The 18,829-nt window shown below is 57.0% G+C and carries 11 protein-coding genes; 9 read left to right on the forward strand and 2 right to left on the reverse strand.

Annotated elements, in window-relative coordinates; translation table 11 throughout:
- The first annotated feature begins 67 nt into the window (after positions 1 to 67).
- The gene (locus C2U53_RS26390) at positions 68 to 3,397 is read left to right on the forward strand and encodes a diguanylate cyclase (protein ID WP_054176021.1); all 3,330 of its coding nucleotides are present in this window, start codon (positions 68 to 70) and stop codon (positions 3,395 to 3,397) included.
- Here C2U53_RS26390 and alkA read toward each other — a convergent pair.
- Positions 3,365 to 4,234, reverse strand: a complete 870-nt coding sequence (gene alkA / locus C2U53_RS26395) for a DNA-3-methyladenine glycosylase 2 (protein ID WP_043001888.1) — start codon at positions 4,232 to 4,234, stop codon at positions 3,365 to 3,367. The genes C2U53_RS26390 and alkA overlap by 33 nt on opposite strands.
- Positions 4,235 to 4,370: 136 nt before the next feature.
- On the opposite strand from alkA, the gene yegD reads away from it, so the two are divergent.
- Positions 4,371 to 5,723, forward strand: a complete 1,353-nt coding sequence (yegD, locus tag C2U53_RS26400) for a molecular chaperone (RefSeq protein WP_104446924.1) — start codon at positions 4,371 to 4,373, stop codon at positions 5,721 to 5,723.
- Positions 5,724 to 5,821: 98 nt separating this feature from the next.
- Here the strand turns inward: yegD and C2U53_RS30145 are convergent, their stop codons facing one another.
- Complete coding sequence (locus C2U53_RS30145; RefSeq protein WP_105887528.1) at positions 5,822 to 5,881, reverse strand: type I toxin-antitoxin system Ibs family toxin; 60 nt, start codon at positions 5,879 to 5,881, stop codon at positions 5,822 to 5,824.
- 278 nt (positions 5,882 to 6,159) lie between these two features.
- On the opposite strand from C2U53_RS30145, the gene C2U53_RS26405 reads away from it, so the two are divergent.
- From C2U53_RS26405 to yegQ, 7 genes are all read left to right on the forward strand, one after another.
- Positions 6,160 to 7,407, forward strand: coding sequence for an MdtA/MuxA family multidrug efflux RND transporter periplasmic adaptor subunit (locus tag C2U53_RS26405; protein ID WP_090049727.1), 1,248 nt, complete (start codon positions 6,160 to 6,162; stop codon positions 7,405 to 7,407).
- On the forward strand, positions 7,407 to 10,529 hold the full coding sequence (gene mdtB, locus C2U53_RS26410; RefSeq protein WP_043000171.1) for a multidrug efflux RND transporter permease subunit MdtB: 3,123 nt from the start codon (positions 7,407 to 7,409) through the stop codon (positions 10,527 to 10,529). The genes C2U53_RS26405 and mdtB overlap by 1 nt, the downstream gene beginning before the upstream one ends.
- The gene (mdtC, locus tag C2U53_RS26415) at positions 10,530 to 13,610 is read left to right on the forward strand and encodes a multidrug efflux RND transporter permease subunit MdtC (protein ID WP_104446703.1); all 3,081 of its coding nucleotides are present in this window, start codon (positions 10,530 to 10,532) and stop codon (positions 13,608 to 13,610) included.
- The gene (locus C2U53_RS26420; protein WP_043000169.1) at positions 13,607 to 15,019 is read left to right on the forward strand and encodes an MFS transporter; all 1,413 of its coding nucleotides are present in this window, start codon (positions 13,607 to 13,609) and stop codon (positions 15,017 to 15,019) included. The genes mdtC and C2U53_RS26420 overlap by 4 nt, the downstream gene beginning before the upstream one ends.
- Positions 15,019 to 16,422 carry a two-component system sensor histidine kinase BaeS gene (gene baeS / locus C2U53_RS26425; protein ID WP_043000168.1) on the forward strand — a complete coding sequence of 468 codons (1,404 nt, stop codon included), beginning with the start codon at positions 15,019 to 15,021 and terminating at the stop codon, positions 16,420 to 16,422. Before C2U53_RS26420 ends, baeS begins: the two co-directional genes overlap by 1 nt.
- Positions 16,419 to 17,141, forward strand: coding sequence for a two-component system response regulator BaeR (gene baeR / locus C2U53_RS26430; protein ID WP_043000167.1), 723 nt, complete (start codon positions 16,419 to 16,421; stop codon positions 17,139 to 17,141). The genes baeS and baeR overlap by 4 nt, the downstream gene beginning before the upstream one ends.
- A 166-nt stretch (positions 17,142 to 17,307) precedes the next feature.
- Positions 17,308 to 18,669 carry a tRNA 5-hydroxyuridine modification protein YegQ gene (gene yegQ, locus C2U53_RS26435; protein ID WP_104446704.1) on the forward strand — a complete coding sequence of 454 codons (1,362 nt, stop codon included), beginning with the start codon at positions 17,308 to 17,310 and terminating at the stop codon, positions 18,667 to 18,669.
- The last annotated feature ends 160 nt before the right edge of the window (positions 18,670 to 18,829 follow it).

The following is an 18,829-nucleotide window of genomic DNA, read 5'->3' on the forward strand; positions in this document are numbered from 1 at the left end:
CATAAACAGAGAATATCACGATGCGTCCGGGCGTTCCGCGACGTTCCGGCCACTCGGATACAGGGTAATGAGTAAACCATCCCAACATGTTTTAGTTACCTTGCCGCATCCTCTGCTGCGCTTCGTCAGTTTAGGGCTGACGGCTTTTATTTTTACCCTTTTCTCACTGGAATTATCCCAGTTTGGCACCCAACTCGCCCCGCTCTGGTTCCCGACGTCGATCATGATGGTGGCCTTTTACCGTCACGCCGGACGGATGTGGCCCGGAATTGCGCTCGCCTGTTCGTTAGGGAGCATTGGCGCATCGCTGGTCTTGTTCCCGCCCAGCGCGCTGAATTTTACCTACACCGCGATCAACATCATTGAAGCCGTCGTCGGCGCTATGCTGTTACGTAAGCTGTTACCCTGGTACAACCCGTTACAGAATCTCAATGACTGGCTACGTCTTGCCTTCGGCAGTGCGGTTATCCCGCCGCTGTTGGGCGGTATTCTGGTGTGGATTATGTCGCCGAATGAAACGCCGTTGAAAGCGTTTCTGATTTGGGTGCTGTCGGAATCCATCGGCGCGCTGGCGCTGGTACCGTTGGGATTATTGTTCAAACCACACTACCTGTTGCGCCACCGCAACCCGCGTCTGCTCCTGGAAACATTGCTGACGCTAGTCGTCACCCTGGTTCTGAGCTGGTTCGCCATGAAGTATGTTCCATGGCCCTTTACGTTAGTGATCGTATTGCTGATGTGGAGCGCCGTGCGGTTGCCACGGATGGAAGCCTTTCTCATCTTCCTCGCTACCGTCATGATGGTATCGCTGATGATGGCGGCCGACCCGTCACTGTTGGTCACCCCCAAAGTACATGTCATGAACAACCTGCCGTGGCTGCCGTTCTTAATGATTCTCTTACCCGCGAACATCATGACCATGGTGATGTACGCCTTTCGCGCCGAACGTAAGCACATTACGGAAAGCGAAGAACGTTTTCGCAACGCGATGGAGTATTCAGCGATCGGTATGGCGCTGGTCGGTACAGAAGGGCAATGGCTGCAGGCCAACAAAGCGTTATGCCAGTTTCTCGGCTATAACCAGGATGAGTTACGCGCACTGACCTTTCAGCAGCTCACCTGGCCGGAAGACCTGCATAAAGATCTGGAGCAACTCACCATGCTGGTGAGCGGCGACATTAATAGCTATTCGATGGAGAAACGCTATTACACCCGTACGGGCGAGATCGTCTGGGCGCTGCTGACCGTCTCGCTGGTCCGCCATTCTGACGGCACGCCGCTTTACTTTATTGCCCAAATTGAAGATATCAACGATCTCAAACATACCGAATGGGTTAACAAACGGCTGATGGAACGCATCACGCTGGCAAACGAAGCTGGCGGCATTGGGATCTGGGAATGGGAACTGCAACCCGACGTCATCAGTTGGGATAAGCGTATGTTCGAACTGTATGAGGTTCCCGCTCATGTTAAGCCCACCTGGTCGCTCTGGTACGACTGCGTTATCCCGGAAGACCGCGAGTATGCAGAAAAGGTGGTTCGTGACTCCTTAGCCGCGCGCCTGCCTTTTAAGATGGAATTCCGCATTGCGGTGAAAGACGGCGTCCGCCATATCCGCTCGCTGGCGAATCGGGTGTTAAATAAAGATGGCGAAGTCGAACGACTGCTCGGTATCAATATGGACATGACCGAAGTGAAGCAGTTGAATGAAGCGCTGTTTCAGGAAAAAGAGCGTTTGCACATTACCCTCGACTCCATCGGGGAAGCGGTGGTGTGTATTGACGTTGATCTGAAAGTTACCTTTATGAACCCGGTCGCCGAGAAGATGAGCGGTTGGCAGCAGGAGAATGCCATTGGCGTACCGCTGTTGACGGTACTGCGCATCACCTTTGGCGATAACGGCCCGCTGATGGAGAACATCTACAGTGCTGATATGTCCCGCTCCGCCATCGAACAGGATGTGGTTCTCCATTGTCGCAACGGCGGCAGTTACGACATTCACTACAGCATAACCCCGCTTAGCACCCTGGACGGTGGAAATATCGGTTCAGTGCTGGTGATTCAGGATGTCACCGAGTCACGTAAGATGTTGCGCCAGCTAAGCTACAGCGCCACCCACGACGCCCTCACCCACCTGACCAATCGGGCTAGTTTTGAAAACAAGCTGAAACTGCTGCTGCAAACCGTCCGCAGTGCGCATCAGCGCCACGCGCTGGTCTTTATCGATCTTGATCGTTTTAAAGCGGTAAATGACAGCGCCGGTCACGCGGCGGGCGATGCGCTGCTGCGCGAACTGGCGCAACTGATGCTCAGCATGTTGCGTTCCAGCGACGTGCTGGCGCGTCTGGGCGGTGATGAGTTCGGCCTGCTGTTGCCGGAGTGTAATATTGAAAGCGCGCGCTTTATCGCCACGCGGATCGTTAACGCCGTCAATGATTACCACTTTATGTGGGAAGGCCGCCTGCATCGCATTGGTGCCAGCGCCGGGATCACGCTCATCGACGAGAACAATTGCCAGGCGGTTGAGGTGATGTCGCAGGCAGATATCGCCTGCTATGCCTCTAAAAATGGCGGGCGCGGCCAGGTGACCGTGTATGAACCACAACAAGAGCAGGCGCATCACGAGCGCGCGATGATGTCGCTGGATGAGCAATGGCGGATGATTAAAGATAACCACTTGCTGATGGTCGCCCGCGGCGTTGCGTCACCACGCATTCCCGAAGCACGTAATTTCTGGCTGATCTCGCTGCGACTGTGGACCAGTGAAGGAGAAGTCATGGAAGAGCAGGCCTTTCGGGCAAGCTTAGCCGATCCGGCGCTCAGCCATGCGCTGGATCGCCGCGTGCTCCATGAATTTTTCCATCATGCAGCGCCGGCGGTTGCCAGCAAAGGACTCAGCGTCGCCCTGCCGCTTTCGGTGGCGGGATTAATCAGCACAACGCTGATTGACGAACTTCTGGCTCAACTGGAGCAGAGCACTCTGCCGGGACGCCTGCTACATCTGATTGTGCCTGCGGAAGCGCTGTTACTGAACCCACAGGAGAGCACCAAAGCAATTCAGACATTGCGCCAGGCAGGGTGTCACATCATTGTGAGCCAGATTGGCCGCGATCTGCAGATCTTCAATCTGATGACCAAAAGTTTGGCGGATTACCTGCTGCTCGACAGTGAGTTGAGCGCCAGCATTCACGGCAACATGATGGATGAAATGCTGGTGTCGATCATCCAGGGCCACGCCCAGCGCCTGGGGATGAAAACCATTGCCGGGCCGGTGCAAACGCCGATCGTCATGGATACGCTGTCAGGTATTGGTATCGACCAGATTTATGGCGATATCATCGCCGAAGCGCAACCGCTGGATCTGCTACTCAACACCAGTTATTTCGCGATCAACTGACGGCTGCCATCCCTCGGTATACCAGATGTGCAATAACGCGTAGGAGCGCCAGGGTTTCCAGCGCTCCGCATAGCGACGGATCTGCGCGGGAGTCATCCCCGGGAAACGTTGTTTGATCAGATAGTCGTCAGGCAAAAACACGTCCTTCGCCTGCCAGCCGCGCAGGGCAAAATAGTTTGCCGTCCAGCGACCAATCCCCGGAAATCCCTGTAGCATTTTGATTCCCTGTTCAATATCTTCCGGCGGCTGGGTTACCAGTATTCCATCCCGGGCGGCCTGCGCCAGATAGATAAGCGCGTTGGCGCGCATCAGCGGCATGCCCAACGCTTTCAGTTCCAGCGGATCGGCTGCGGCTAGCTGTTCAGGCGTAGGGAAACAGACGTACTCCGGGCTGTCCGCTAACACGTCGCCATACCATCGTGCAACCTTCGACGTCAGCTTTGCCGCCATCGCCACGCTCACCAGTTGGCCCAGAATCGCCCGGACGCCCTGCTCAAAGGCGTCCACCGAACCGGGCAGGCGCAGTCCCGGACGCGCCGCGCCCAGTTCACCTAACGCATGGCTGATCTGCTGTGGTTTACAGCGCAAATCAAACAGTCGCTCCATTTTTTCAAGGCAGATATCCGCGACCGGCAATAGCCCTTCACTCAGCGTTACCTGAAGCGTGTTCGTCGCGGTGTCGGGAACGGCGGCGATGATTCCCTTATGTTGTCCTATCGCCAGGCTTCGCGTGTAGCGTAACGCCTCGACGGTTTCTACCCCGTCGACCGCACGGGCGGCAAGGAAACCCAGAATCCATGACCAGTCATAAGGCGGTTGCCAGTTCAGGGTAAACATCATCCTCTCCTTTTTCTGCAAACCTTCAGCATAATCGCTATTCAGGCGTTGTGCTTTGCTTTCATATTCCAGTTGTCGCGACGACGACATTTCGCTAAAGTCACGCCCCTTCTTCACTGGCATGGGGATTTTCAAGGTGTTTATTGGATTTGATTACGGTACCGCTAACTGTTCTGTCGCCGTCATGCGCGACGGCAAGCCGCAACTGCTGAAAATGGAAAATGGCAGTACGCTGCTGCCTTCCATGCTTTGCGCGCCGACGCGTGAATCGGTGAGCGAATGGCTCTACCGCCATCATGATGTTCCGACACCAGACGATGAAACGCAGGCGCTGTTGCGTCGGGCCATTCGCTTCAATCGCGACGAGGACATTGACGTTCACGCCAGCAGCGTACAGTTTGGCCTGTCATCGCTTGGACACTATATTGATGACCCGGAAGAGGTGTACTTCGTTAAGTCGCCGAAATCCTTCCTCGGCGCCAGCGGATTAAAACCGCAACAGGTCGCGCTGTTCGAAGATTTAGTCTGCGCAATGATGCTACACATTCGTCAACAGGCACAAAACCAGCTCCCCGAAGCCATCACCCAGGCCGTGATCGGACGTCCCATTAACTTCCAGGGATTAGGCGGCGATGAGGCGAACAGCCAGGCGCAGGGTATTCTGGAACGAGCGGCAAAACGAGCTGGCTTTCAGGATGTCGTTTTCCAGTATGAGCCGGTGGCGGCGGGACTGGATTACGAAGCGACATTACAGGAAGAGAAACGCGTCCTGGTGGTGGATATCGGCGGGGGGACCACCGACTGTTCGTTACTGCTGATGGGGCCACAATGGCATCACCGCGCTGACCGCGAATCCAGCCTGCTGGGTCACAGCGGCTGTCGCGTTGGCGGGAACGATCTGGATATCGCGCTGGCGTTTAAACACCTGATGCCGCTGCTGGGGATGGGGGGCGAAACCGAGAAAGGGATCGCCCTACCGGTGCTCCCGTGGTGGAACGCGGTGGCGATCAACGACGTTCCGGCACAAAGCGATTTCTACAGCAGCGCCACGGGGCGTCTGCTGAACGACCTGGTACGCGATGCCCGCGAACCGGAACAGGTGGCGCTGCTGCTGAAAGTCTGGCGTCAGCGTCTCGGTTATCGGCTGGTCCGCAGCGCCGAAGAGAGCAAAATTACGCTGTCTGCACAAGCCGAAGTTAATGCAGCGCTCCCGTTTATCCGCGACGATCTGGCCGCCGTCATCAGCCAACAGGGGCTGGAGAACGCGCTGGATCAGCCGCTTTCCCGGATACTGGAACAGGTGCAACTGGCGCTGGATAACGCCCAGGAAAAGCCAGACGTCATCTATCTGACCGGTGGCAGCGCACGCTCGCCGCTGATCAAAAAAGCGCTGGCCGCCAAACTGCCGGGTATTCCCATTGCCGGTGGCGATGACTTCGGCTCCGTCACCGCCGGTCTGGCGCGTTGGGCTGAGGTGGTATTCCGCTAAACGCCTCGCAAGCTGAACGCAGATGGATTGACATTAAGGTTCATGTGGCTTAGTTTCAGGAGTGAGGGTAAGGGAGGGTTTCCCCTCCCCCTGGTGTCTTAGTAAGCCGGTAAGCTAATGACTAAGAGTATCACCAGTATGATGACTACCTTCATCATAACCCTTTCCTTATTTTGGCCCCTTCCTCGGGAGGGGCTTTCCCGTTTCAGCGTCCTGCTGAAATCCATGGCTTACCTCCTTTTTGCCGTGCCGCCACTGTAGCGCACAATTTTTCATGCGCCTTTTTCAGCGATGATTGTTGCGTAACGCCTCGCAAAGCGCGCCGCCATTCGGATGAATCCGTACAGGTTTTCATAATTCCTCCATTTTTCTCCCTTGATGGCTGGCTAAACTAGTATCATTCCGCGAAACGTTTCAGGATGAGAAACTCATAACGATGAAAGGCAGTCACAAATCCCGCTGGGTAATCACCATCGTGGTGGTCATCGCCGCCATCGCCGCATACGGATTCTGGCAGAACCGGAGCGAACCGCAGAGCAGCGCGCCCGGCGCAACCGGACAAGCGAAACCCACGGCTGGCGCAGGTCGTCGTGGTATGCGCTCAGGTCCACTCGCGCCGGTACAGGCCGCGACCGCCACGGAGCAGGCCGTTCCGCGTTATCTCACCGGTCTGGGCACGATGACCGCAGCCAACACCGTCACCGTACGTAGCCGCGTGGATGGACAACTACTGGCGCTTCATTTCCAGGAGGGTCAACAGGTTAAAGCCGGTGACCTGCTGGCGGAGATCGATCCCAGCCAGTTTAAAGTGGCACTGGCACAGGCGCAGGGCGTCCTTGCGAAAGACAAAGCCACCCTCGCTAACGCGCGTCGCGATCTGGCTCGTTACCAGCAACTGGTCAAAAGCAACTTAGTCTCCCGCCAGGAGCTGGACGCCCAGCAGGCGCTGGTGAGCGAATCCGAAGGTACGATTAAGGCCGATGAGGCCAGCGTCGCCAGCGCGCAGCTACAACTTGACTGGAGCCGCATCACCGCACCGGTTGATGGTCGGGTTGGTCTGAAACAGGTAGATGTCGGCAATCAGATTTCCAGTGGTGATACCAACGGTATTGTGGTGATCACCCAGACGCATCCCATCGACCTGATTTTCACCCTACCGGAAAGCGATATCGCCACCGTCGTGCAGGCGCAAAAAAGCGGACAACCGCTGGTTGTTGAAGCCTGGGATCGCACCAATTCGAAAAAGCTCAGCGCGGGCGTATTGCTGAGTCTGGACAACCAGATCGACGTCACGACCGGGACGATCAAAGTAAAAGCTCGCTTTGATAACCAGGATGACGCGCTGTTCCCGAATCAGTTTGTGAATGCCCGGATGCTGGTCGACACGGAACAAAACGCCGTGGTGATCCCGACAGCCGCTCTACAAATGGGCAACGAAGGACACTTCGTCTGGGTGCTGAACGATGAAAACAAAGTCAGTAAGCATCTGGTCAAAACGGGCATTCAGGACAGTCAGAAGGTGGTGATCAGCGCCGGGATTTCGGCCGGTGACCGCGTCGTCACCGACGGGATTGACCGCCTGACGGAAGGGGCGAAAGTGGAAGTGGTGGAAGCGCAAGCCGCCGTCACCACCGATACAAAAGCCACCAGCCGTGAATACGGTCAGAAAGGAGCGCGCTCCTGATGCAGGTGTTACCTCCGAGCAGCACAGGCGGCCCGTCGCGCCTGTTTATTATGCGTCCTGTCGCCACCACGCTGCTGATGGTGGCGATTCTCCTCGCCGGGATCATCGGCTATCGTTTTCTGCCCGTCTCCGCGCTACCGGAGGTGGACTATCCCACCATTCAGGTGGTGACGTTGTATCCTGGCGCCAGCCCGGATGTGATGACCTCTGCGGTCACCGCGCCGCTGGAACGCCAGTTCGGCCAGATGTCCGGGCTGAAACAGATGTCGTCGCAAAGTTCCGGCGGCGCGTCGGTGGTGACGCTCCAGTTCCAGTTGACCCTGCCGCTGGATGTGGCCGAACAGGAAGTTCAGGCGGCCATTAACGCCGCCACCAACCTGCTGCCGAGCGACCTGCCGAACCCGCCGGTCTACAGCAAGGTCAACCCTGCCGATCCGCCGATCATGACGCTGGCGGTGACCTCTACCGCCATGCCGATGACCCAGGTCGAAGACATGGTCGAAACCCGCGTGGCGCAGAAAATCTCCCAGGTCTCCGGCGTCGGGTTAGTGACGCTCTCCGGCGGTCAACGTCCGGCGGTCCGCGTGAAGCTCAATGCACAGGCCATTGCCGCGCTGGGCCTGACCAGTGAAACCGTCCGCACGGCGATTACCGGCGCAAACGTCAACTCCGCCAAAGGTAGCCTTGATGGCCCCACCCGCGCGGTGACGCTCTCGGCGAACGATCAGATGCAGTCTGCCGACGAATACCGTCAGCTCATTATTGCTTACCAGAACGGCGCGCCGGTTCGTCTGGGCGATGTCGCGACCGTAGAACAAGGGGCGGAAAACAGCTGGCTCGGCGCATGGGCAAATAAAGAACAGGCTATTGTGATGAACGTCCAGCGCCAGCCTGGCGCGAACATCATCTCAACGGCGGACAGCATTCATCAGATGTTGCCACAGCTTAAAGAGAGCCTGCCAAAATCGGTAAACGTGACGGTACTGTCTGACCGCACGACTAACATCCGCGCCTCGGTCAGCGACACGCAGTTTGAGCTCATGCTGGCTATTGCGCTGGTTGTGATGATTATCTATCTGTTCCTGCGCAATATTCCCGCCACCATTATTCCGGGCGTCGCCGTCCCGCTGTCGCTGATCGGCACGTTTGCGGTAATGGTGTTTCTCGATTTCTCCATCAACAACCTGACGCTTATGGCGCTGACCATTGCCACCGGCTTTGTGGTGGATGATGCGATTGTGGTGATCGAAAACATTTCGCGCTATATCGAAAAAGGGGAAAAGCCGCTGACAGCCGCGCTGAAAGGAGCCGGAGAAATCGGTTTTACCATCATCTCCTTGACCTTCTCGCTGATTGCGGTCCTGATCCCGCTGCTGTTCATGGGCGATATCGTCGGACGTCTGTTCCGCGAATTTGCTGTGACGCTGGCAGTGGCGATTTTAATCTCTGCCGTGGTGTCGTTAACCCTGACGCCGATGATGTGCGCCAGAATGCTGAGCCAGGAGTCACTGCGTAAGCAAAACCGCTTCTCCCGCGCATCGGAGAAAATGTTTGACCGGGTGATTGCCGGTTACGGACACTGGCTGGCGAAGGTGCTGAACCATCCGTGGCTGACGCTGAGCGTGGCGCTCGGCACCCTGCTGTTAAGCATCATGCTGTGGGTGTTTATTCCGAAGGGCTTCTTCCCGATCCAGGATAACGGCATCATTCAGGGCACGTTGCAGGCACCGCAGTCCAGTTCCTTTACCAGTATGGCCCAGCGCCAGCGGCAGGTGTCGGACGTGATACTGAAAGATCCGGCGGTTGAGAGTCTGACCGCCTTCGTGGGCGTCGATGGCACCAACCCGTCGCTGAACAGCGCGCGTCTGCAAATCAACCTGAAACCGCTCGACGAACGTGATGACCGCGTCCAGAAAGTGATCGCCCGTTTGCAGGACGCCGTGGCGAGAGTGCCGGGCGTCGACTTGTATCTGCAACCGACGCAGGATCTGACGATCGATACACAGGTCAGCCGCACGCAGTATCAGTTCACGCTGCAGGCCACCTCGCTGGATGCCCTCAGCACCTGGGTGCCGCAACTGATGGAAAAACTACAGGCGTTGCCGCAGCTTTCTGACGTCAGCAGCGACTGGCAGGATCAGGGGCTGGTGGCGTATGTGAATGTCGATCGCGACAGCGCCAGTCGGCTAGGGATCAGCATGGCGGATGTCGATAACGCACTGTATAACGCTTTCGGTCAGCGCCTGATTTCCACGATCTACACTCAGGCGAATCAGTATCGCGTGGTGCTGGAACACAATACGGAAACGACGCCTGGACTGGCGGCGCTGGATTCAATCCGTCTGACCAGCAGCGACGGCGGCATGGTGCCGCTCAGCGCGATCGCTAAGGTTGAACAACGCTTTGCGCCGCTCTCGATTAACCATCTGGATCAATTCCCGGTCACCACTATCTCGTTCAACGTTCCGGACGGTTATTCGCTGGGCGATGCGGTCCAGTCGATTCTGGACAGCGAAAAAACGCTGAATCTGCCAGTGGATATCACCACTCAGTTCCAGGGTAGCACCCTCGCCTTCCAGGCGGCGCTGAGCAGCACCATCTGGCTGATTGTCGCGGCGGTGGTGGCGATGTATATCGTGCTCGGCGTGCTGTACGAAAGCTTTATTCACCCAATCACCATTCTCTCTACGCTGCCCACGGCTGGAGTCGGCGCGCTGCTGGCGCTAATGATTGCCGGTAGTGAACTCGGCGTGATCGCCATTATCGGCATTATTTTGCTGATCGGCATTGTGAAGAAGAATGCCATCATGATGATCGACTTTGCCCTTGCCGCTGAGCGCGAACAAGGGATGGCGCCGCGCGAGGCGATTTTCCAGGCCTGTCTGCTGCGTTTTCGTCCGATCCTGATGACCACGCTTGCGGCACTGCTGGGCGCACTACCGCTGATGCTGAGCACCGGCGTGGGGGCAGAACTGCGCCGTCCGCTGGGGATCGGTATGGTGGGCGGCTTACTGGTCAGCCAGGTGCTGACGCTGTTCACCACCCCGGTTATCTATCTGCTGTTTGACCGCCTGTCACTGTATATGAAAAACCGCTTCTCTCACCGGGAAGAGGAGGCGTAAATGAAGTTTTTCGCTCTCTTCATTTACCGCCCGGTGGCGACGATTTTAATTTCTCTCGCCATCACGCTCTGCGGCGTGCTGGGATTTCGACTGTTGCCTGTCGCCCCGCTGCCGCAGGTTGATTTTCCGGTGATTATGGTCAGTGCCTCGCTGCCCGGAGCCTCGCCGGAGACCATGGCGTCATCCGTCGCAACGCCGCTGGAGCGCTCACTGGGGCGCATTGCCGGCGTCAGTGAGATGACTTCAAGCAGTTCCCTCGGCAGCACGCGCATCATTTTACAATTTAACTTCGATCGCGATATCAACGGCGCGGCGCGAGATGTGCAGGCCGCGATAAATGCGGCGCAAAGTCTGCTGCCAAGTGGTATGCCGAGCCGCCCAACTTACCGCAAAGCCAATCCGTCCGACGCGCCGATCATGATTCTGACGCTAACCTCGGAGACATACTCACAAGGTGAGCTCTACGACTTCGCCTCAACCCAACTGGCACAGACCATCGCGCAAATCGACGGTGTCGGCGACGTCGACGTAGGCGGCAGCTCGCTGCCCGCCGTGCGCGTCGGGTTGAATCCGCAGGCGCTGTTTAACCAGGGCGTCTCGCTGGATGAGGTACGCACCGCTATCAGCAACGCCAACGTGCGCAAACCGCAAGGGGCGCTGGAAGATTCCACGCACCGCTGGCAGATCCAGACCAATGACGAACTCAAAACGGCGGCGGAATATCAGCCACTGGTGATTCACTACAACAATGGCGGCGCCGTACGGTTGGGTGATGTCGCCACGGTGACGGACTCGGTACAGGATGTCCGCAACGCCGGGATGACCAACGCCAAGCCGGCGATTTTGCTGATGATCCGCAAACTGCCGGAAGCCAACATTATCCAGACGGTCGACAGCATTCGGGCCAGACTCCCGGAGTTGCAGTCCACCATCCCGGCGTCGATTAATATGCAAATCGCGCAGGATCGCTCGCCGACCATCCGTGCCTCGCTGGAGGAAGTTGAGCAGACGCTGGTCATTTCCGTGGCGCTGGTCATTCTGGTGGTCTTTCTGTTCCTGCGATCCGGACGCGCCACGCTGATCCCCGCCGTGGCGGTTCCGGTTTCGTTAATTGGCACCTTTGCCGCGATGTATCTGTGCGGATTCAGTCTCAATAACCTGTCGCTGATGGCGCTGACCATCGCCACCGGCTTTGTGGTCGATGACGCCATCGTGGTGCTGGAAAATATCTCGCGCCACCTGGAAGCCGGAATGAAACCTTTGCAGGCCGCGCTTCAGGGCACGCGTGAAGTGGGCTTTACCGTGCTGTCCATGAGTCTGTCACTGGTCGCCGTGTTCCTGCCGCTGCTGCTGATGGGCGGGCTGCCGGGACGATTACTGCGTGAATTTGCCGTCACGCTGTCGGTGGCGATTGGTATCTCGCTGCTGGTGTCGCTCACGCTCACCCCGATGATGTGCGGCTGGATGCTAAAATCCAGCCAGCCTCGAGAACAGAAGCGGCTGCGCGGATTTGGCCGCATGCTGGTCGCGCTGCAACAGGGCTACGGTAAGTCGCTGAAATGGGTGCTCAACCATACGCGACTGGTCGGCGTGGTGCTGCTCGGCACTATTGCGCTGAATATCTGGCTCTACATTTCGATTCCGAAAACCTTCTTCCCGGAACAGGACACCGGCGTACTGATGGGCGGGATTCAGGCTGACCAGAGCATCTCGTTTCAGGCGATGCGCGGTAAGCTTCAGGACTTTATGAAGATTATTCGCGATGATCCGGCAGTGGATAATGTCACCGGATTTACCGGCGGCTCGCGAGTCAACAGCGGGATGATGTTTATCACCCTTAAGTCCCGTGATGAACGCCGGGAGACCGCGCAGCAGGTGATCGACCGTCTGCGGGTGAAACTGGCAAAAGAGCCCGGTGCCAATCTGTTCCTGATGGCAGTGCAGGATATTCGTGTCGGCGGACGCCAGTCCAATGCCAGCTATCAGTACACCTTGCTGTCAGACGATCTGGCGGCGCTGCGCGAATGGGAACCGAAGATTCGTAAAGCCTTAGCCGCCCTGCCCCAACTGGCGGACGTCAACTCTGATCAACAGGATAACGGCGCGGAGATGAATCTTACCTACGATCGTGAAACCATGGCGCGCCTGGGTATTGACGTGCAGGCGGCAAACAGCCTGTTAAACAACGCTTTTGGTCAGCGGCAGATCTCCACCATCTATCAGCCGATGAACCAATATAAAGTGGTGATGGAAGTCGACCCGCTTTACACCCAGGACATCAGCGCGCTGGAGAAAATGTACGTCATTAACAGTGACGGTAAGGCGATTCCGCTCTCCTGGTTTGCCAAATGGCAACCGGCGAACGCGCCATTGTCGGTGAATCATCAGGGGCTGTCGGCAGCGTCCACCGTCTCTTTCAACCTGCCTACGGGTTCCTCGTTGTCAGAAGCCAGTGACGCCATTAATCGGGCGATGACCCAACTGGGCGTGCCGTCTACCGTGCGCGGCAGTTTTGCCGGGACCGCGCAGGTCTTCCAGGAAACCATGAATTCCCAGGTGATCCTGATTATTGCCGCGATCGCCACGGTCTATATTGTGCTTGGCATGCTGTATGAAAGTTATGTCCACCCGCTAACCATCCTCTCCACGCTTCCCTCCGCGGGGGTGGGCGCGCTCTTAGCGCTGGAGATTTTCGATGCCCCGTTCAGCCTCATCGCCCTGATAGGGATCATGCTCTTAATTGGCATCGTGAAGAAAAACGCCATCATGATGGTCGATTTTGCGCTGGAGGCGCAAAGGCATGGCAACCTCACGCCAGAACAGGCGATTTTCCAGGCTTGTCTGCTGCGTTTTCGCCCGATTATGATGACCACGTTGGCCGCGCTGTTTGGCGCGCTGCCGCTGGTGCTTTCCGGCGGTGACGGTTCTGAACTGCGTCAGCCGCTGGGGATTACCATTGTCGGCGGTCTGGTGATGAGCCAGTTGTTAACACTCTATACCACTCCGGTGGTGTACCTCTTCTTCGACCGTCTGCGGCTGCGTTTTTCGCGTAAACACCGTAAACCGATAACAGAGACATGACAGAACTTCCCAACAGCACCCGCTGGCAACTGTGGATTGTGGCATTCGGCTTCTTTATGCAGTCGCTGGATACCACCATCGTCAATACCGCGCTTCCCTCGATGGCAAAAAGCCTCGGGGAAAGCCCGCTGCATATGCACATGGTCGTGGTTTCGTATGTGCTGACCGTGGCGGTCATGCTGCCTGCCAGCGGGTGGCTGGCAGACAAAATCGGTGTGCGGAATATTTTCTTTACCGCCATTGTGCTGTTTACCCTGGGCTCGCTGTTTTGTGCCGGTTCCGGCACGCTCAATGAACTGGTCATGGCGCGGGTGTTACAGGGCGTTGGCGGTGCCATGATGGTACCGGTCGGTCGACTGACGGTGATGAAGATTGTCCCGCGCGAACAGTACATGGCGGCGATGACGTTTGTCACGCTGCCGGGTCAGATAGGCCCGTTGCTGGGCCCGGCGCTGGGCGGGATCCTCGTGGAATATGCCTCCTGGCACTGGATTTTCCTGATTAATCTGCCGGTCGGTATTGTCGGCGCGATCGCCACGCTGCTGCTGATGCCCAACTACACCATGCAAACCCGACGCTTTGATCTCTCGGGTTTTCTGCTACTGGCGACGGGGATGGCGGTTCTGACCATCGCGCTGGACGGCAGCAAAGGGATGGGGATGTCGTCGTTCGCGCTCGGTGCACTGGTAGTGTGCGGCGTGGCGGCCATTTTGCTCTACCTGAAACACGCCAAAGCTAACCCGCGAGCGCTGTTCAGTCTCCACCTGTTCCGCACGCCAACCTTCTCGCTGGGGCTGTTCGGCAGCTTTGCCGGACGCATCGGCAGCGGCATGTTGCCTTTCATGACGCCGGTCTTTTTGCAGATTGGTCTCGGCTTTTCCCCGTTTCACGCCGGGCTGATGATGATCCCGATGGTGCTGGGTAGCATGGGCATGAAACGCATTGTTGTACAGGTGGTTAACCGCTTTGGTTACCGTCGGGTGCTGGTCGCCACGACGCTTGGGTTGTCGGTGGTAACCCTGCTGTTTATGTCCACTGCGCTGCTGGGCTGGTATTACGTGCTGCCGCTGGTGCTGTTTGTTCAGGGCATGGTCAATTCGACGCGTTTCTCCTCCATGAACACCCTGACCCTGAAAGATCTGCCGGATGAGTTGGCCAGCAGCGGGAACAGCCTGCTGTCGATGATTATGCAACTCTCAATGAGTATCGGCGTCACCGTTGCTGGTCTGCTGCTAGGGATGTTCGGGCAGCAACAGATTACGGTGGATAGCGGAACGTCGCATACCGTCTTTATGTACACCTGGCTGTGCATGGCTTTTATCATCGCGTTGCCCGCCGTGATCTTTGCCCGCGTCCCAAACGATACCCATAAAAATGTCGTCATTGCGCGACGCAAAAGGAGAACCTGATGAAGCTCTGGCGACCCGGCATTACCGGCAAACTGTTTCTGGCGATTTTCGCCACCTGCATTGTGTTGTTGATCAGTATGCACTGGGCGGTGCGCGTCAGCTTCGAGCGAGGGTTCATTGACTACATCAAAAACGGCAACGAGCAGCGTCTGACCATGCTCAGCGACGCGTTAGGTGAACAGTACCAACAGCACGGCAGCTGGCGCTTTTTGCGCAATAATGACCGCTTTGTGTTTCAGATCCTCCGCTCCTTTGAACATGACAAAGACGATGATAAACAAGGCCCTGGTATGCCGCCACACGGCTGGCGCACGCAGTTCTGGGTGGTGGACCAGGATGCGCATGTCATGGTTGGCCCGCGCGGCCCGGTTCCCGCAGACGGCACGCGGCGGCCCATTCTGGTTAACGGTCAGGAGGTCGGCGCCGTCATTGCCTCCCCTGTTGAACGTCTGACGCGTAACACCGACATTAATTTCGATAAACAGCAGCGGCGCACCAGTTGGCTGATTGTGGCGCTCTCAACCCTGCTGGCAGCGCTGGCGACCTTTCCACTCGCGCGCGGACTGCTGGCCCCGGTCAAACGGCTGGTCGAAGGCACGCACAAACTGGCTGCGGGGGATTTCACCACCCGTGTTGCCGCCACCAGCGCCGATGAGCTGGGCAAACTGGCGCAGGACTTTAACCAGCTCGCCAGTACCCTGGAAAAGAATCAGCAGATGCGCCGCGATTTTATGGCCGATATCTCGCATGAGCTGCGCACACCGCTGGCAGTCCTGCGCGGTGAACTGGAAGCGATTCAGGACGGCGTGCGAAAATTCACGCCGGAATCGGTGGCCTCGTTACAGGCGGAAGTGGGGACACTGACCAAACTGGTCGACGATCTGCACCAGCTTTCGATGTCTGACGAAGGCGCGCTGGCCTACCAAAAAACTACCGTCGACGTGATCCCACTGCTGGAAGTGGCGGGCGGCGCATTCCGCGAACGTTTTGCCAGCCGGGATCTGACGCTACAGTTTTCCCTGCCCGATAGCGTTACCGTGTTCGGCGATCGCGATCGCCTGATGCAGTTATTCAACAACCTGTTAGAAAACAGCCTTCGTTACACCGACAGCGGCGGCAGCTTACGTATCAGCGCAGAGCAGCGCGACAAGCGCGTGCTGATCACCTTCGCCGACTCCGCGCCGGGCGTCAGTGACGATCAGCTTAAGAAACTGTTCGAGCGATTCTACCGCGCCGAAGGATCGCGCAACCGCGCCAGCGGAGGGTCCGGACTGGGTCTGGCGATCTGTGTCAACATCGTCGAGGCCCACAATGGCCGCATCCACGCTGCCCATTCGCCTTTTGGCGGGGTAAGCATTACAGTAGAATTACCGCTGGAACGCGATTTACAGAGAGACGTATGACTGAGTTACCCATTGATGAAAACACGCCACGCATTCTGATTGTGGAAGATGAACCCAAGCTGGGACAGTTACTTATCGACTATCTGCGCGCCGCGAGCTATGCCCCGACGCTGATTAGCCATGGCGATCAGGTACTGTCTTATGTGCGCCAGACGCCGCCGGATTTAATCCTGCTGGATCTGATGCTACCGGGTACCGATGGCCTGACCCTGTGTCGCGAAATCCGTCGTTTCTCCGAGGTGCCAATCGTGATGGTCACCGCCAAAATTGAGGAGATCGACCGCCTGCTGGGGCTGGAAATTGGTGCGGATGATTACATCTGCAAACCCTACAGTCCGCGCGAAGTGGTCGCCCGCGTGAAGACCATTCTGCGCCGCTGTAAGCCGCAGCGTGAATTACAGCAACTGGACGCCGAAAGCCCGCTGATCGTCGATGAAAGCCGTTTCCAGGCCTCCTGGCGTAATAAAATGCTCGACCTGACGCCTGCGGAGTTCCGCCTGCTGAAAACGCTGTCTCACGAACCGGGGAAAGTGTTTTCCCGTGAGCAGTTGCTGAATCATCTCTATGATGATTATCGCGTGGTGACCGACCGCACCATCGACAGTCATATCAAAAACCTGCGTCGCAAGCTGGAAGCGCTTGACGAAGAGCAGTCGTTTATCCGTGCAGTGTATGGCGTCGGCTATCGCTGGGAAGCGGATGCCTGCCGGATTGTCTGACACGGTAGCGCAAATAGTGGCCCGATAACGCCACGTTATCGGGCCCGGCGTTTTCCTTTACCTCATTTGCCCGCAGCGCTACAATGCCCGCCCTTAACGTGAGGACTCTCCTCTAGCCGCTTCATCAGGTGAAGCGGATCTGACCTGTCATCAGAACGAGAACATTATGTTTAAACCGGAACTCCTTTCCCCGGCGGGAACGCTGAAAAATATGCGTTACGCTTTCGCCTATGGCGCAGATGCCGTCTATGCGGGCCAGCCGCGCTACTCGCTGCGCGTGCGCAATAACGAATTCAACCACGAGAATCTGCAGCGCGGCATTAATGAAGCCCATGAGCTGGGGAAAAAATTCTACGTGGTGGTCAACATCGCCCCGCACAATGCGAAGCTGAAAACCTTTATCCACGATTTGAAGCCAGTGGTGGAAATGGGTCCGGATGCCCTGATCATGTCCGATCCGGGTCTTATCATGCTGGTACGTGATAATTTCCCGGAAATGCCGATTCACCTCTCGGTCCAGGCCAACGCCGTGAACTGGGCGACGGTAAAATTCTGGCAATCGATGGGGCTGACCCGTGTGATTCTGTCGCGCGAACTGTCGCTGGAAGAGATTGAAGAGATCCGCAACCAGGTACCGGAGATGGAGATTGAGATCTTCGTTCACGGCGCACTGTGCATGGCCTATTCTGGTCGCTGCCTGCTTTCCGGTTACATCAATAAGCGCGACCCGAACCAGGGCACCTGTACCAACGCCTGCCGCTGGGAATATAACGTACAGGAAGGCAAAGAAGATGTGGTCGGTAATATCGTCCACAAATACGAGCCGATTCCGGTACAAAACGTGGAGCCGACGCTGGGTATCGGCGCGCCAACCGATAAAGTGTTTATGATTGAAGAGGCCCAGCGCCCGGGCGAATACATGACCGCGTTCGAAGACGAGCACGGCACTTACATCATGAACTCGAAAGATCTGCGTGCCATTGCCCACGTTGAACGCCTGACGCAGATGGGCGTGCACTCGCTGAAAATTGAAGGCCGCACCAAATCCTTCTACTACTGCGCGCGTACCGCACAGGTTTATCGTAAAGCGATTGACGACGCCGCTGCCGGTAAGCCGTTTGATCCGCAGTTGTTGGAAACGCTGGAAGGTCTGGCGCACCGTGGTTACACCGAAGGTTTTCTGCGTCGCCACACCCATGACGATTATCAGAACTACGAATACGGTTACTCGGTATCCGAGCGTCAGCAGTTCGTGGGTGAGTTTACCGGTGAGCGCAATGGCGACCTCGCGGCCGTGGCAGTGAAAAATAAATTCTCCGTCGGCGACAGCCTGGAACTGATGACTCCACAGGGCAACGTGAACTTCACGTTAGCGCAGATGGAAAACGCCAAAGGCGAGCCAATGCCAGTGGCGCCGGGGGACGGTTATACCGTATGGATCCCTGTTCCACAGGATCTGATGCTAGATTATGCACTGTTAATGCGCAATTTTTCCGGCGAATCGACGCGAAATCCGCACGCTAAATAGTTAATCAGGGTTATTTTTTCACGCCAGGAGGAATCTTAGAAACCGATCACATACCGCTTCGTTCATTAAGGGTATTATCCGTTTCGCTGAAAAACATAACCCATAAATGCTAGCTGTACCAGGAACCACCTCCTTAGCCTGCGTAATCTCCCTTACGCAG

The sequence above is a fragment of the Citrobacter sp. CFNIH10 genome (genome assembly GCF_002934585.1).
Taxonomy (GTDB): Bacteria; Pseudomonadota; Gammaproteobacteria; order Enterobacterales; family Enterobacteriaceae; genus Citrobacter_A; species Citrobacter_A amalonaticus.

Excerpts from the sequence above, each read along its gene's own strand:
- C2U53_RS26420 (WP_043000169.1), top strand. The coding sequence starts at position 13,607 with ATGACAGAACTTCCCAACAGCACCCGCTGGCAACTGTGGATTGTGGCA.
- baeR (WP_043000167.1), top strand. The coding sequence starts at position 16,419 with ATGACTGAGTTACCCATTGATGAAAACACGCCACGCATTCTGATTGTG.
- C2U53_RS26390 (WP_054176021.1), top strand. The coding sequence starts at position 68 with ATGAGTAAACCATCCCAACATGTTTTAGTTACCTTGCCGCATCCTCTG.
- alkA (WP_043001888.1), bottom strand. The coding sequence starts at position 4,234 with ATGTTTACCCTGAACTGGCAACCGCCTTATGACTGGTCATGGATTCTG.
- yegQ (WP_104446704.1), top strand. The coding sequence starts at position 17,308 with ATGTTTAAACCGGAACTCCTTTCCCCGGCGGGAACGCTGAAAAATATG.
- baeS (WP_043000168.1), top strand. The coding sequence starts at position 15,019 with ATGAAGCTCTGGCGACCCGGCATTACCGGCAAACTGTTTCTGGCGATT.
- C2U53_RS26405 (WP_090049727.1), top strand. The coding sequence starts at position 6,160 with ATGAAAGGCAGTCACAAATCCCGCTGGGTAATCACCATCGTGGTGGTC.
- mdtC (WP_104446703.1), top strand. The coding sequence starts at position 10,530 with ATGAAGTTTTTCGCTCTCTTCATTTACCGCCCGGTGGCGACGATTTTA.
- mdtB (WP_043000171.1), top strand. The coding sequence starts at position 7,407 with ATGCAGGTGTTACCTCCGAGCAGCACAGGCGGCCCGTCGCGCCTGTTT.